We start from the raw sequence: 15,299 nt of genomic DNA on the forward strand, positions 1-15,299 counted from the left end.
GTTGACATGACAATTAACAATTTTGCATTTCGCACATGTTTACCTTCGCCGAGTTTGCAAATTTGCGGAATATCCCTTTGGCTCAAGCCGCGTACTCTATATGGTCCGGCAAAATTGCACATACGACCATCGCGAGGAAGACCGCCATGAAAGATATCCTGACCGAACTCGAAGATCGCCGCAACGATGCGCGTCTGGGTGGCGGGCAACGCCGCATCGATGCGCAGCACGCGCGTGGCAAGCTGACGGCGCGCGAGCGGATCGAACTGCTGCTGGACGAAGACAGCTTTGAAGAGTTTGACATGTTCGTCGCGCACCGCTGTGTCGAGTTTGGTATGGAAAATCAAAAGCATGCGGGCGACGGTGTTATTACCGGCTGGGGCACCATCAACGGTCGTATGGTTTATGTGTTCAGCCAGGACTTCACCGTCTTTGGCGGCTCGCTGTCGGAAACCCATGCGCAGAAGATCTGCAAGATCCAGGATATGGCGATCCAGAATGGCGCGCCGATCATCGGCCTGAACGACTCGGGCGGGGCGCGTATTCAGGAAGGTGTGGATTCGCTTGCAGGCTACGCCGAAGTGTTCCAGCGCAACATCATGGCCAGCGGCGTGGTGCCGCAGATCAGTGTGATCATGGGCCCCTGCGCCGGTGGCGCGGTTTATTCGCCCGCGATGACCGACTTCATCTTCATGGTCAAAGACACCTCTTACATGTTTGTCACCGGCCCCGATGTTGTGAAAACCGTGACAAACGAGGTCGTGACAGCCGAGGAACTGGGGGGCGCATCGACCCACACCAAGAAATCGTCGGTCGCGGACGGCGCGTTCGAGAACGATGTCGAGGCCCTGGCCGAAGTGCGCCGCCTGGTGGACTTCCTGCCGCTCAACAACCGCGAAAAGCCCCCCGTGCGACCCTTCTTTGACGAGCCGGGCCGGATCGAGAACTCGCTGGACACCATCGTTCCCGAGAACCCGAACACGCCCTACGACATGAAAGAGCTCATCACCAAAGTGGCGGATGAGGGCGATTTCTATGAGATCCAGGAAGATTACGCCAAGAACATCATCACCGGTTTCATCCGCCTTGAGGGACAGACCGTGGGTGTCGTTGCGAACCAGCCGATGGTTCTGGCAGGCTGCCTGGATATCGACAGCTCGCGCAAGGCCGCGCGGTTCGTGCGCTTCTGTGACTGTTTCGAGATCCCGATCATGACGCTGGTCGACGTTCCGGGCTTCTTGCCGGGCACGTCCCAGGAATATGGCGGCGTCATCAAGCACGGTGCCAAGCTGCTGTTTGCCTATGGCGAAGCAACGGTTCCAAAAGTGACCGTGATCACCCGCAAGGCCTATGGCGGCGCTTACGACGTTATGGCGTCCAAGCACCTGCGCGGCGACTTCAACTATGCCTGGCCCACTGCCGAGATCGCCGTGATGGGTGCAAAAGGCGCGACCGAGATCATCCACCGCGCCGACCTAGGCGATGCGGACAAGATCGCGGCGCACACAGCGGACTACGAAGACCGTTTTGCCAACCCGTTTGTGGCGGCTGAACGTGGCTTCATCGACGAGGTGATCATGCCCCATTCCACCCGCCGCCGCGTGTCCCGCGCGTTCGCCAGCCTGCGCAACAAGCAGCTGAAGAACCCGTGGAAGAAGCACGACAACATTCCGTTGTAAGTGATGGCGGCGCGCTGGCACATTCTGCGATCTGGTGACGTGTTGACCCTGAGCCGGGGTTTGCCGCCAAGGTTTGATGTCTGTGCCAGCACGCTTTTGCCCGACGGGGACCCCCTGCGCATCGCGCATCAAGTGCGGCAGGACATGTGGCGTTGTCTTCGGTCTCTTCGCGGGTTCTCTCCGGTGGTCCGTGTGAGCCGAACCGACAACGCGCTGAGAATAGAAGCCGGAGGGCGGCTGCTTCGAAATCCGCCCTCTGACACGAAGGACAAGATCGAGCAACTTTTAGAAGACCCGAACCATCGAACCCGGTGGATCGCTCATGCCAGACGAAGCAAAAGGTGGGCCTCATGACCCGACTTTGGAAAAATCAGGCCTTCACCATTTCCCACGCCGATGATGGCAAGTTTGTGGGGCAGGGGCTGCGTGCGTTTTTCGAATACCGTGATCTGGGCATCGATGCGGCGACGCAAGGCAAGTTTGGCGCCCATGTGATCCGGGCCGTGCCGGGCATGGAAAGCCCCGGCGCGTGGCACAGTCATGAGCTGGACTTTCAAATGGTCTATGTCACCAAGGGTTGGGTCGTCTTTGAATACGAGGGGCAGGGCGAACATGTCCTGCGCGAGGGATCGAGTGTCCTGCAACCCCCCGGCATCAAGCACCGCGAGGTCCGTCATTCCGATGACATGGAACTAATTGAGATCACGTCACCATCTCAATTTGACACCAAGGACGAATCTGCTCCATGATCCGCGCACGCAGAGATAGAACCGCGCACGCGGATTGCTGTGCGCACGCAGCCCCGGCAGGAGGAGCTCGCCCTGTGCGAGGCTGGGGCTGCGCATTTGCGGTTCTGTCTCTGGTGTCCACCCATGTCGTCGCCGAAGCTTCGCTGCCGGTTCCCTCGGGCCAGCCCATTTATCTGGACAATGTGCTGTTGGATGAAAACCCAGGCGAGCTGTGGCTGCGGTTCCGCTTTGTTGCGCCCAACATCGGCCAGACCGTGGGCCGCGTCGGTTATGACGTCTCGGCCGTCGACATGGATCATCTGTGCAAAACATTGGCGGTGCCATACGTCGCTCAGCGCGAGTTGATGCCCGCCCGCGTGGTGATTTCGCTGTCCGACACAGCGGTGGCATTTGGCGAGAGTGCACCGGGCGTAACCCAGTTTTTCGAAGCATATCGACTGGAAAATGCCGACTGTATCTGGGAGGAGTTCTGATGACACCACAATATGTTGCGGGTCGAACTTCATCAAACAAAGGATTTGAGGCTTTGGAGTCACAGCACACAGACTTGACGCGCTTCGGATATATTTCCGACATGATTTCCAGTATGGTCAGGCCCGGTTCCCGTGTGGGGGCCGAAACCTCGGAACTGAGGCAGGTGGAGGTAACACCCTCTACAGGTTTCGATAACCTAACCAGGAGAAATGGATGTCCAAGAGCATCAAATTCCTTGCAATGGTCGCCTTCGTCGGCGCTGTTGCGGCATGCGACAACTCGCAAGAAGAAGAGTTCGTTGTGGTCGAGCCCATCTCGACCGAGCCGGTCTACACCGGTAAACTCAAGTAAACTGGTCACGGGGTCGGCCTTCGGGCCGGTCCCACCCCAGCTGACCGCCCTGAACCGGGGGGCCGTGTCATGCTGAAACACCGCGGTTTTCCTGGCCGCCTTCCGGGCACCGACTTCCAATTCACCATTCGTCGCCCCAATCCCAAGGGCGTTACCGCGATCACCCAACGCGAGCGGTTTCGGGACCGCCGACCGCCGGACCGCCGTGCGGATGCGGGATTCATGAAGGCGCTGTGGGAAGCGTTTGGGGATCAGCCGTTCGAACGCGGAAACTTGGATGCGGGCAGACTGAGCTGGCTGTTCGGCCGCGAAGTGATCGCCGCCGAAGATCCGTTTGACCCCGAAAGCTATGAGGCACTGTTGGTGATCGACGTGGACGTCGCCCGCGTGTCCTTTCCGGATGTGTTCGATCGCCGCTGATGGATTTGGGGCGCCGACATAAGCTTTGGCCACAGGCCGCAGCCCCGCTCAGGAAAGAGCGGGGCTTTGGTGATACGTCAGAAGTTCAGCTGGACGGCCAGCTGGACGCGGTCCCCTTCGAAGGTGGCGCCGCTGGTGGCGTCGTTGCGCTCGCCGATGATGTATTCCCCGCTGAAGGTCAGGTTGTCGGTGGCGTTGTAGAACGCGTTGACGTGGATCGTTTCCAGCTCGGTGAACGACAGCGCCCCGGTCGAGGTCGGAAGGTCATAATCCTCGCGGCCATAAGCGATCCCAAAGTTCCACTTTTCCCCAACCGACTGGCGCAGTTCCAGCGTGTAGCCTTCGACGTCGTTGGCCTGACCGCCAGAGATGGCGCTGCCAACGCCAACCAGAAGCGGGCCAAGCGCCTCACCCTGAACGTAGGTGGCCTGGAGCAGACCTCCGGCCCAGGGGCGGACCGAGCCCGACAGTGTCACACCGGTCTGATCAACCTCGACGTTGCCTGCCTGCACCGAACCGTAGAGGCCCGCAATGCGGGCGCTGAACAGGTCGGTGTCATGCGACAGGGCCGCCGTGACGACCGGGTCGTTCGAGGTCGCCGTGTTTTCCTCGACCGAGGCGCTGAAGGTGGTTTGACCAAAGGACTTGGAATATCGCAGCTGGGGAACGCGGGCAAACGCGATGCCGACCGGGCCATTGAATTCCACTGTTGTGGGGTATTGGGCCAGCGGCATGAAGTTGGTCCAGTATTGGCCGATCAGCCAGTTGTCGCCAATCCGGACGTTGGCATGGCGCACGCGCAATTCGGCCGTGCCGCTGGATCCGAACAGGTCGAACTCCAATTGGCCGCCGATGGCGCCAAAATCGGATTGCGTGGTGGTGCGCACACCCAGACGGGATTGGCGCACCGTGGCGCCAAAATTGCCGTCGGTGGCGTTGGTGGGTTCGCCAATGTTATTCACAAAGGCGGTGTCGCCCTGGTTGAAGTCGAAGTCATAGTAGGCGTCGGCTTTGACATAGCCGTAAAGGTCAACGGTGGTGCCACCCAGACGGAAATCGCCGCCCTCGGGCTGGGCCTTGGCGCTTTCAAGCGCCTGAACGCGCGCATTCAGGGCGTCGATCTGGGCCTTGGTGCCGGCCTCGTCCGCCTGGGCAAGCCCGGCTGTGACCAAGCTGGCCAGGGCCGCCAAACTCAGCCGATGCATGTGGGAATGTTGCATTGGGTCTCTCCTCCATTGCGAGTGGTGCGGACCACCCCTTTCACGCAGGTCGGGCCTGGTGAAATGACAACGATGAGAGCGGAAGGCGTTATTTTTTCAGCGAAAATTGATGCTGATAACGGTTCTGATCACGACAAGTTTTGGGCGCCCGCCATGTCGTTGAATTCGCGCCATACATTTGCGTGTATGGTGTACCGATCGGTAAATGACGCGTTACCGGGGCCCGGAACGTCAGCGTATGTGTGTCACGCCGTTGTGACAAAAGCGGGCCATTTGCACCTGATTGTGCGCCCCACTTCCTCGCGCGCGCACGCTCTGGCGGATCAGCGCGGGATCGGCATGATTCTGCAGGCCCCGGCCCAATTTCGGCAGAAAGCGGCCCATCCGACCCTGTGTCAGGCATCGGGCTTGGCGCGCATCTGCCGTTGGGGCAGCGTGGCGCTTGTGGGTGGCACTTCAATGCCTGCGCCATCCGCACACCATCTATTCCGTACCCCTTCTCAAGGGCGGGCCAGTTGCGAGCATTCGCATCTGCCCGCCCCTTTTTCTGCCTATCTCAAACCCCTTGTTCGGCAGGGTTTTGCGCATGTTCCGACTGACCGGTTTGCGGTCTTGCGGGCAGGGGGCAATCCCCCTCATCTGGGCGCGCAAACTCCAGAACAAAAAGAAGGATGGGCAGGATGCGAGCAAAAGGGATTTGTATGGCCGTGGCACTGTGCACCGGTTTGGCGGCCTGCGGGGACAACCCGACGGAACAGGCGCTTTATGGCGGCGGGGCAGGGTTCCTGGGCGCCCTCGCGCTCGACGGTAACCCGGTCATCGGGGCTGCGGCTGGGGCTGCGGGCAACGTCATTTATTGCAAGACACAGAACACCTGCAACTGACGCGTCAGTTGCACGTCACATCCAGGCCGCCTGCGGTCTGATCCAACATGCGCAGAACGCCGCCTTGGGCCATTTGGTCCGGGGCGGCGTTTTGCGTTCTCAAACACCCAAGACAAAGGACATCGCATGTTCAACAAGATCCTGATCGCCAACCGGGGCGAGATCGCCTGCCGGGTTATCAAGACCGCGCGCAAGATGGGCATTTCCACCGTCGCCATCTATTCGGATGCGGACAAACAGGCGCTGCACGTGCAAATGGCGGACGAGGCCATCCACATCGGCCCGCCGCCCGCGAACCAGTCCTACATCGTCATCGACAAGGTGATGGACGCGATCAAGCAAAGCGGCGCTCAGGCGGTGCACCCCGGCTATGGCTTCCTTTCGGAAAACGCGAGCTTTGCCGAGGCTCTGGCCGACGCCGGTGTTGCCTTTGTCGGCCCCCCCAAGGGTGCGATTGAAAAGATGGGTGACAAGATCACCTCGAAGAAGATCGCCCAAGAGGCAGGCGTTTCCACTGTTCCCGGCTACATGGGCCTGATCGAGGATGCTGACGAGGCGGTCAAGATCTCGAACGAGATCGGCTATCCGGTGATGATCAAAGCATCCGCTGGCGGTGGCGGCAAGGGCATGCGGATTGCCTGGAATGATGACGAGGCGCGCGAGGGTTTCCAGTCGTCCAAGAACGAGGCCGCGAATTCGTTTGGCGACGACCGGATCTTTATCGAAAAGTTCGTGACGCAGCCGCGTCATATCGAAATTCAGGTTCTGTGTGATAGCCACGGCAATGGCATCTATCTGGGCGAGCGTGAATGTTCGATCCAGCGTCGGAACCAGAAGGTCGTCGAAGAGGCACCTTCGCCGTTCCTGGACGAGGCCACCCGCAAAGCCATGGGCGAACAGTCGGTCGCACTGGCCAAGGCTGTTGGGTATGCCTCTGCCGGTACGGTGGAATTCATCGTTGATGGCGACAAGAACTTCTACTTCCTGGAAATGAACACCCGCCTGCAGGTGGAACACCCTGTGACCGAGCTGATCACCGGTGTCGACCTGGTCGAACAGATGATCCGCGTCGCCAATGGCGAGGAACTGAGCATCAATCAGGACGATGTCACCTTGACCGGTTGGGCCATCGAAAACCGTCTCTATGCCGAAGACCCCTATCGCGGCTTCCTGCCGTCGATTGGCCGTCTGACCCGCTATCGTCCCCCGGCAGAGGTCGCCGCTGGCCCGATGGTGGCCAATGGCACCTGGCATGGTGATGCGCCTGAAGGCGCGACAGCTGTTCGCAACGACACCGGCGTCTACGACGGCGGCGAAATCAGCATGTATTATGACCCGATGATCGCCAAGCTCTGCACCTGGGGCCCGGATCGCGCCTCGGCGATTGAGGCGATGCGCGTTGCTCTGGACAGCTTTGAGGTTGAGGGCATCGGTCACAACCTGCCGTTTGTTTCGGCTGTGATGGATCATCCGATCTTTATCGACGGCACCATGACGACGGCCTTCATCGAAGAACAGTACCCCGAAGGGTTCCAGGGCGTTGAACTGCCCGAGGATGACCTGCGCCGTATCGCGGCTTCGGCGGCGGCCATGCACCGGGTTGCCGAGATCCGCCGCACCCGCGTGTCGGGCCGGATGGACAATCACGAACGAAAGGTGGGCACCGACTGGGTCGTCTCGATGCAGGGCGAAAGCTTTGAGGTGAGCATTGCCGCCGATCAGCAGGGCTCGACCGTAACTTTTGCGGACGGCAGCACGCATCGCGTCGCCTCGGACTGGACGCCGGGCGATCAGCTGGCAACGCTGGACGTGGACGGCAGCCCGCTGGTGCTGAAGGTCGGCAAGGTCTCGGGCGGCTTCCGCCTGCGCTCGCGCGGTGCGGATCTGACCGTGCACGTGCGCACCCCGCGTCAGGCGGAATTGGCGGCGCTGATGCCGGAAAAGGTGGCACCGGATACATCCAAACTGCTGCTCTGCCCGATGCCCGGCCTGATCGTGAAGGTCGACGTCGAGGTGGGCGACGAAGTGCAAGAGGGTCAGGCCCTGTGCACCGTCGAAGCGATGAAGATGGAAAACATCCTGCGCGCCGAGAAGAAGGGTGTCGTCTCCAAGATCAACGCAAGCGCAGGCGACAGCCTTGCGGTTGACGATGTGATCATGGAGTTCGAATAAGCCTTATGTCGCTGCGGATACGTGATAATCGCGTATACGCATTTGGTGTCCCGGCAGGTCTTGCCGGGGCAACCCGTCCCCCTGTGGGATCATCAAACCGGGTTCAGTTCAGCCCGCGCCGTTCTCGGATCTCGCGCTCGCGCAGCGGGAACTTGTCGATGGATCGGCTCAGTTCACGGATGCTCCACGGGAAGGGCTTGCGCAGTTTGACGCCGCCGTCCTTGCCGATGAGCACCAGTTGGAAGCCCCGCGGGCGTAACTTGGTGCGCAGCGCCGAACGTGCGCTTGGGTCTGTGTCGGTCAGGACAACAACGTCACGCTCCAGCATCTCGGCCTCGCCCTTCATCAGGATGTCGATCTGCTGCTGGAACCGTGGGTCCGCATCGGTGTCGGCAAAGACGACGACGGGCCGGTTTGTCCATAAAAATTCACTTAAATCGCTGTCACCGGCGGGCTGCACAAAGGCGGGCTCGCCCGATTGCGTGGCGTCTGCGGCCAGCGATGTGACCGGAAATAACACCGATAAAACAAGGGCTAATGTGCGTGTCATTGGGTCTCCTGTTGGGTTGAATATAAACCCTTGTGGGACGATTGCGACCACTGATCTGCACGTCATCACCAAAAAGTTTAACGTTAATCGCTTCGTCAGGGGTTGGGCATGACTGTCATTGAATACCCCCGGAACCGGTCGCCGCGCGCGGCTTTGGACAAAGGCGAGCTTATGGACGTTATTCTGCACATCGGCGCACATCGGTGCGCGACCACCACCTTTCAGGACTACATGCGCGGCAACGCCGAACGCCTGCGACAGGGCGGCACGGTGTTTTGGGGGCCGTATCGGACACGCAACGGGCTGTTCAATGGGATCGTGCCTGACAGAATGCCGAACCTGCGCAAGAACCGGCAAAAACGCGGGGTTGGTCGGGTGCAGATCAACCTGGACAGCTGTGCGGCCCGTGGGGCCAAGCGCTTGGTGGTGAGTGAGGAAAACATGCTGGGCTCGGTCCGGCAGAACCTGCGCGACAAGGCGCTGTATTTGGGCGCGGGTGAACGGATGGCGCGATATGCCGAGGCCTTTGACGGGCGGGTCACGGATATCATGCTGAACATTCGTGGGCTTGATCTGTATTGGGCGTCGGCGCTTGGCTACGGGTTGACCCGCGGGCGCGGGGTGCCCGATGCCGAGGCGCTGGACCGGATGGCCTATGGTCTGCGCACCTGGCGTGATGTGATCACCGATGTCAGCTGCGCCGTACCTGACGCGCGCCTGTGGGTGCTGCCGTTTGAATCCTTTCAGGGGCGACCGGACGCGCAGCTGCGCTCGGTCCTGGGCTGCACAGTTCCACCTGCACGCAGCGACGTGCGGTTGAACGCAACGCCACGTTTGCCCCAATTGCGGCGCGATCTGCCGCGCAACATCTCGCGCAAGCTGCCCAAGGGCAGCGGACGCTGGTTGCCGTTCACCGAACGCCAGACCGCTGCCCTGCGCGAGGCTTATGCAGACGATTTGATGTGGTTGACCTCTGGCGCCGATGGAACGGCCTGGCTGGTTTACGACCCGGACAAAAAACCGGTGGGGCAAACCCCGCCAATGACGAACAGAACAAGAGGAAGACGTAATGACCAAGACCGACGAATGGCGGGCGCTGGCTGAAAAAGAGCTGCGCGGCCGCCCGGTTGACGATTTGACCTGGACGACGCTGGAAGGCATCGACGTCAAGCCGCTCTATACCGAAGAAGACACCGCAGACCTGCCACATATGGGCACCTTGCCCGGCGTGGGTCCGTTCACACGGGGCGTCAAGGCGACCATGTACGCAGGCCGCCCCTGGACCATCCGACAGTATGCCGGTTTCTCGACGGCTGAGGAATCCAACGCCTTCTACCGCCGCAACCTGGCCGCCGGTCAGCAGGGCGTCTCGGTCGCTTTCGATCTGGCCACCCACCGGGGCTATGACAGCGATCACCCCCGTGTGGTTGGCGACGTCGGCAAGGCGGGCGTAGCAATTGACTCAGTTGAGGACATGAAGGTGCTGTTTGACGGCATCCCGCTCGACAAGGTCTCGGTCTCGATGACCATGAACGGGGCGGTGATCCCGATCCTTGCGAGCTTTATCGTGGCAGGCGAAGAGCAGGGTCATGACAAGAGCTTGCTGGCCGGCACCATTCAGAACGACATTCTGAAAGAGTTCATGGTCCGCAACACCTATATCTATCCGCCCGAACCCTCGATGCGGATCATCTCTGACATCATCGAATACACCTCGAACGAGATGCCGAAATTCAACTCGATCTCGATCTCGGGCTACCACATGCAAGAGGCCGGGGCGAACCTGGTGCAGGAACTGGCCTATACCATCGCTGATGGCCGCGAATATGTACGCGCGGCGATCAACGCAGGCATGGACGTGGACAAGTTCGCGGGCCGCCTGTCGTTCTTCTTTGCCATCGGCATGAATTTCTTCATGGAGATAGCGAAACTGCGCGCTGCGCGGACCTTGTGGCACCGTGTCATGACTGAATTCGGCGCCAAATCCGAACGCTCGAAAATGCTGCGCACCCATTGCCAGACCTCGGGCGTGTCGTTGCAGGAACAAGACCCCTACAACAACGTCATCCGCACGGCCTATGAGGCGATGAGCGCGGTTCTGGGCGGCACGCAAAGCTTGCACACCAACGCACTGGACGAGGCGATCGCGCTGCCCACCGATTTCTCGGCCCGGATTGCGCGCAACACCCAGCTGGTGCTGCAGGAAGAAACCGGTGTGACCAATGTGGTCGATCCGCTGGCGGGCTCTTACTACATCGAAAGTCTGACGGCCGAGTTGGTCGACAAGGCCTGGGCGCTGATGGAAGAGGTCGAGGAAATGGGCGGCATGACCAAGGCCGTCGAATCCGGCATGCCCAAACTGCGGATCGAGGAATCGGCGGCGCGCCGTCAGGCGATGATCGACCGCGGCGAAGAGGTCGTCGTCGGCGTCAACAAGTATCGCAAGGACAAAGAAGACCCGATCGACATTCTGGATGTCGACAACATGGCCGTGCGCGAAAGCCAGATCGCACGTTTGCAGAAGATGCGCGCCGAACGGGACGAGGCCGCCTGTCAGGGCGCGTTGGATGAACTGACCCGCCGCGCCAAAGAGGGCGGCAACGTCCTGGAAGCCGCGGTCGAAGCCGCCCGCCACCGGGCCTCTGTGGGAGAGATCAGCATGGCAATGGAAAAGGAATTCGGCCGTCACCGTGCCGAGGTCAAAACGCTGGCTGGCGTCTACGGCGCCGCTTATGAGGGCGACGAGGGCTTTGCCGCGATCCAAAAAAGCATCGACGAGTTTGCCGAGGCCGAAGGCCGCCGTCCGCGTCTGTTGGTGGTCAAGATGGGCCAGGATGGGCACGACCGGGGCGCCAAGGTGATCGCGACGGCCTTTGCCGACATCGGCTTTGATGTCGACGTAGGCCCGCTGTTCCAGACGCCCGCCGAGGCGGCGCAGGATGCGGTCGACAACGACGTGCATGTCATCGGAATCTCGTCTCAGGCGGCTGGTCACAAGACGCTGGCCCCGCAGCTGGTCGAAGAGCTGAAAAAGGCAGGCGCCGAGGACATCATCGTGATCTGCGGCGGTGTGATCCCGCAGCAGGATTATCAGTTCCTCTATGACAATGGCGTCAAGGCGATCTTTGGTCCGGGCACCAACATCCCCGAAGCAGCGCAGGACATTCTGAAGCTGATCGGCGAAGCGCGCAGCTAATCGTTGGGGAGGGGGCTGTCTGCCCCCTCTGCTCAAGCTTTCAGCATGAGCATTCACCCCCGACCGTATTTTGAAACAAGAAGAAGCAGCGGGCCTTGGCGCGCTGCTTTTTTCATGGCTAAGTCCGGGTAGGAGGACCCGAGAATGAAGTTGGATCATCTTGCTGTTGCGGGCGCAACGTTGGACGAGGCTGTGGCTCATGTCGAAAAGGCGCTTGGCGTGTCGATGGGGCCTGGTGGGCAGCATCCGCGATATGGAACCCACAACCGGCTGATCGGGCTGGAGGGTGGTCTGTATCTTGAGGCGATTGCTGTTGATCCGTCGGTCGACCCTCAGGACCAACCACGATGGTTCGATCTTGACCGGTTTGAGGGACCTGCACGCCTGATCAACTGGATTTTGCGCGCCGATGACCTGATGGCCGAGCAGGCGCAACTGCCGGACCACGCGCAACGGGTGGTCGAGATGCAGCGCGGCGATCTGCAATGGCTCATGACGGTGCCGAGCGACGGAATTCTGCCCTTCGACAATCTGTGCCCGGCTGTGCTGCAGTGGCTGGGGACGCCGCCAGCAGGATCCATGACGCCTTCGGGGTGCTCTCTGGATCGCTTGATCTTGTCTCATCCTGAGGTCACTGAGCTTGGCAAGCGTGTCGAGGTCTTGACCCGCGATGCGCGGATTGTGGTCGAGGCCGGAGCCCCCGGTTTGAGGGCCGAGTTCACCACACCGTCTGGCCCAAGGGTGCTGACATGATCATCCGGCAGGCGCAGGCCGGGGAAGCAGAGGCCATCGCCGAGATCACCAACGCCATCATCCGCGACAGCACGATCACCTTCACGACCACCGAAAAAGATGTGGCCGAAATTGCAGACACCATTGCGGTCCGCGGTCCTTGCTACTTGGTCGCAGAGATGGACGGGCGGTTGGCGGGTTTTGCGACCTACGGCGCATTCCGAGGCGGTCCGGGATATGCAGGGACCAAAGAGCATTCTATCCAGTTGGCTCCGTGGGCCAGGGGGGCAGGCGTGGGGCGCGCCTTGATGGCCGCGCTGGAGCAGGTGGCACGGGACCAGGGTGTTCATGTGCTTGTCGCAGGGGTGAGCAACAGCAACCCCAATGGTGTGGCCTTTCACGCGGCCCTTGGGTTTCACGAGGTCGGGCGCATGCCACAGGTTGGGTGTAAGTGGGATACGTACCTTGATCTGATCTTGATGCAGAAAATTCTGACCTAGGGTCTTGACCCAGGTGCCACTAAGACGCACCTGACAAAGGGTTTTCTCCACGATAGGGTAACTCCATGTCTTTATGGTCCCGCATCACCGACGCACTCAGCGCACTGGCCCAGGGCGAAAGCCTTAGCCAAGTTTTTGAAAAGCTGCGCACGCCGCCCGAGCGCTCGGTGGCCTTTGCCATCGCCGTGATTGCGCTTGGCGCCAAGATGGCCAAGGCCGATGGGCATGTTACCCGCGACGAGGTCACGGCCTTTCGCGAGGTGTTCCAGATCGCGCGTGACGATGAAGCTGGCGCGGCGCGCGTGTTCAACATGGCGCGGACGGACGTCGCGGGCTATCGTGACTATGCCCAGCAGATCAAGACGATGTTCGCCGAGGATCGCCAGACCCTGAACGACCTGATGGAGGGGTTGTTTCACATCGCAATGGCGGATGGGTTCTATCACCCCAATGAGAATGAGTTTCTGGGCGATGTCGCTGGAATTTTTGGCCTGAGCGAGGCGCAATTTCTGGGTCTCAGGGCCCGTTTTGTGCCGGATGCGCCCAATGATCCTTACGTGGTTCTGGGGGTTGAACCGGATATGCCTCTGCCCGAAATCCGCAAGGTCTGGCGCAAGCTGGTGCGCGAAACCCACCCCGATGCGATGATCGCACGTGGGGTGCCGGAAGAGGCGATCAAGCTGGCCGAAAAGCGCATGATCGACATCAACCGCGCCTGGGACGAGATCAACGGCGCGAAGGTCTGAGCCATGCGCGTGGCCACTTATAACGTAGAGTGGTTCGCCAATCTCTTCGATAAAGAGGATCAACTGATTGCCGACGACAGCTGGTCCGGGCGTCATGGCGTCACACGCGCGCGGCAGATTGAAGCTTTGGCCAAGGTGTTCACTGCCATTGATGCGGACATCATAATGATCGTCGAGGCGCCCAACACCGGCAAACGGCAAAGCACGGTGCGGGCGCTGGATCATTTTGTGCAGGCGTTTGGGCTGCGCACCAGCAAGGCCCTGATGGGGTTTGCCAATGACACCCATCAAGAGATCGCGGTTCTCTATGACCCGGACCGTTTGACCGTGCACCATGATCCGAAAGGGGATGAAACTGGCAAGAAAGGCAGCGCCGAGGCGCCGCGGTTCGACGGAACCTTCCGCATCGATCTGGACGTCGACGCGACCGAGGATCTGGTGCGGTTCTCCAAGCCGCCGCTTGAGTTGGCGGTTGAGACGGCGGCCGGGTCGCAGTTTCGTATGATCGGGGTGCATCTGAAGTCAAAGGCGCCACATGGCGCGCGCACGCGGGATGAAGTGATCCGCCGGTCGATCGCCAACCGGCGCAAACAGTTGGCGCAGGCGATCTGGCTGCGGCAACGGGTCGAGGCGCATCAGGCGCGGGGCGAAGAGGTCATCCTGTTGGGTGATCTGAACGATGGTCCGGGGCTCGATGAGTTCGAAAACCTCTTTGGCAGGTCCTCGGTCGAGATCCTGCTGGACGCGGGCCTGTATGATCCGCACCCCTATGCGACGGAACAGGGGCAAAAGCAGGTAACGGCCCGGTTCGAGAACCCGGAAACGGGATCAACACTCGAGGCGTTGCTGGATTACATCCTTGTCACCTCAACCATTCAGAACCGCCATCCGGAATGGAAAATCTGGCATCCCGATCGATGTCCGGACTGTCAGGCGGCGCCGGAATTGCAGGCGGCTTTGCGTCTGGCATCGGATCATTTCCCGGTGACACTGGACGTTGATCTTTGAATGGGCGCACGCAGGTCTTATATGGAGGCCATGAAACACATCATGATGCTATCCGCGGTCGGGCTGCTGCTGGCCGCTCCGCTTCAGGCGCAGGACTTGGGCAGTGAGCCGGACGAAAAATCCCTGATGGAGCAGGGGGCCGAGTTGTTTTTCAAGGGGCTGCGTCAGGAAATGGAACCCGCGCTAGAGAGCATGCTGGAAATGGCCGAACAGTTTGGCCCATCGATGCTGAGCTTTCTCGAAGAAATGGGACCAGCGCTTGCCGATCTTGTAGACGAGGTGCAGGATTGGAGCGCTTACCACGCGCCGGAAATGCTGCCCAACGGTGACATCATCATTCGTAAGAAACAGCCCGAAGACGCGACTCCCGACCCGGCTGAACCGGACGGTGCACCCGAGCACACTGACATCTGATTGGCGAGAGGGGGCACTCCCGCACCCGAGCGCTCCTGACTTCGTCAGCACCGCTAACGGCCTTGGGCCGGGCGCCTCGCCTTCGGCTCGGCGCTGTCTTGCCAGGTCGAGAGCCTGCGCTTTTGGCACCAACCGCCGAGCGAAGCGAGGCTCGGCCCAACGGGAGGCGATGTCCCGTAAGGGGCATCAACGACGGGCGGGAGT

The 15,299-nt window shown here is 60.6% G+C and carries 16 protein-coding genes; 14 read left to right on the forward strand and 2 right to left on the reverse strand.

The window, feature by feature from the left end; genetic code table 11:
• Positions 1-146: 146 nt before the first annotated feature.
• From TRL7639_RS06800 to TRL7639_RS06820, 5 genes are all read left to right on the forward strand, one after another.
• Positions 147-1,679 carry an acyl-CoA carboxylase subunit beta gene (locus TRL7639_RS06800; RefSeq protein ID WP_085794989.1) on the forward strand — a complete coding sequence of 511 codons (1,533 nt, stop codon included), beginning with the start codon at positions 147-149 and terminating at the stop codon, positions 1,677-1,679.
• Between the two features lie 350 nt (positions 1,680-2,029).
• The gene (locus TRL7639_RS06810; protein WP_085794991.1) at positions 2,030-2,428 is read left to right on the forward strand and encodes a cupin domain-containing protein; all 399 of its coding nucleotides are present in this window, start codon (positions 2,030-2,032) and stop codon (positions 2,426-2,428) included.
• Between the two features lie 74 nt (positions 2,429-2,502).
• Entirely contained in the window at positions 2,503-2,901 is a 399-nt protein-coding gene (locus TRL7639_RS06815) for a DUF6497 family protein (RefSeq protein ID WP_306456275.1), read from the forward strand.
• A 214-nt stretch (positions 2,902-3,115) separates the two neighbouring features.
• Positions 3,116-3,253, forward strand: coding sequence for a hypothetical protein (locus TRL7639_RS23035; protein WP_165759769.1), 138 nt, complete (start codon positions 3,116-3,118; stop codon positions 3,251-3,253).
• Between the two features lie 69 nt (positions 3,254-3,322).
• Entirely contained in the window at positions 3,323-3,673 is a 351-nt protein-coding gene (locus tag TRL7639_RS06820; protein ID WP_085794993.1) for a hypothetical protein, read from the forward strand.
• A gap of 77 nt (positions 3,674-3,750) precedes the next feature.
• Here the strand turns inward: TRL7639_RS06820 and TRL7639_RS06825 are convergent, their stop codons facing one another.
• Positions 3,751-4,893 (reverse strand): DcaP family trimeric outer membrane transporter, encoded by a 1,143-nt coding sequence (locus TRL7639_RS06825; RefSeq protein WP_085794994.1) that lies wholly within the window; start codon positions 4,891-4,893, stop codon positions 3,751-3,753.
• A gap of 701 nt (positions 4,894-5,594) precedes the next feature.
• On the opposite strand from TRL7639_RS06825, the gene TRL7639_RS06830 reads away from it, so the two are divergent.
• A complete protein-coding gene (locus TRL7639_RS06830; protein WP_370808732.1) occupies positions 5,595-5,777 on the forward strand; it encodes a hypothetical protein in 183 nt (60 codons plus the stop codon).
• A 126-nt stretch (positions 5,778-5,903) separates the two neighbouring features.
• Positions 5,904-7,949, forward strand: coding sequence for an acetyl-CoA carboxylase biotin carboxylase subunit (locus tag TRL7639_RS06835; RefSeq protein ID WP_085794996.1), 2,046 nt, complete (start codon positions 5,904-5,906; stop codon positions 7,947-7,949).
• 103 nt (positions 7,950-8,052) lie between these two features.
• On the opposite strand, the gene TRL7639_RS06840 is transcribed toward TRL7639_RS06835, so the two are convergent.
• Positions 8,053-8,499, reverse strand: coding sequence for a DUF4174 domain-containing protein (locus TRL7639_RS06840; RefSeq protein ID WP_085794997.1), 447 nt, complete (start codon positions 8,497-8,499; stop codon positions 8,053-8,055).
• Between the two features lie 108 nt (positions 8,500-8,607).
• Between TRL7639_RS06840 and TRL7639_RS06845 the strand changes: the two genes are divergently transcribed.
• The 7 genes from TRL7639_RS06845 (at position 8,608) to TRL7639_RS06875 (ending at position 15,095) form a co-directional block, all read left to right on the forward strand.
• Positions 8,608-9,603 carry a hypothetical protein gene (locus TRL7639_RS06845; protein WP_110647110.1) on the forward strand — a complete coding sequence of 332 codons (996 nt, stop codon included), beginning with the start codon at positions 8,608-8,610 and terminating at the stop codon, positions 9,601-9,603.
• Positions 9,569-11,695 (forward strand): methylmalonyl-CoA mutase, encoded by a 2,127-nt coding sequence (gene scpA / locus TRL7639_RS06850; RefSeq protein ID WP_085794999.1) that lies wholly within the window; start codon positions 9,569-9,571, stop codon positions 11,693-11,695. The genes TRL7639_RS06845 and scpA overlap by 35 nt, the downstream gene beginning before the upstream one ends.
• A gap of 144 nt (positions 11,696-11,839) precedes the next feature.
• Complete coding sequence (locus tag TRL7639_RS06855) at positions 11,840-12,448, forward strand: VOC family protein (RefSeq protein ID WP_085795000.1); 609 nt, start codon at positions 11,840-11,842, stop codon at positions 12,446-12,448.
• Entirely contained in the window at positions 12,445-12,927 is a 483-nt protein-coding gene (locus TRL7639_RS06860; RefSeq protein WP_085795001.1) for a GNAT family N-acetyltransferase, read from the forward strand. The genes TRL7639_RS06855 and TRL7639_RS06860 overlap by 4 nt, the downstream gene beginning before the upstream one ends.
• A gap of 65 nt (positions 12,928-12,992) precedes the next feature.
• Complete coding sequence (locus tag TRL7639_RS06865) at positions 12,993-13,673, forward strand: TerB family tellurite resistance protein (protein WP_085795002.1); 681 nt, start codon at positions 12,993-12,995, stop codon at positions 13,671-13,673.
• Positions 13,674-13,676: 3 nt separating this feature from the next.
• Complete coding sequence (locus TRL7639_RS06870; protein ID WP_085795003.1) at positions 13,677-14,681, forward strand: endonuclease/exonuclease/phosphatase family protein; 1,005 nt, start codon at positions 13,677-13,679, stop codon at positions 14,679-14,681.
• 30 nt (positions 14,682-14,711) lie between these two features.
• Positions 14,712-15,095 (forward strand): hypothetical protein, encoded by a 384-nt coding sequence (locus TRL7639_RS06875; protein WP_085796287.1) that lies wholly within the window; start codon positions 14,712-14,714, stop codon positions 15,093-15,095.
• Positions 15,096-15,299: the final 204 nt, after the last annotated feature.

It is taken from the genome of Falsiruegeria litorea R37 (assembly GCF_900172225.1).
GTDB lineage: Bacteria > Pseudomonadota > Alphaproteobacteria > Rhodobacterales > Rhodobacteraceae > Falsiruegeria > Falsiruegeria litorea.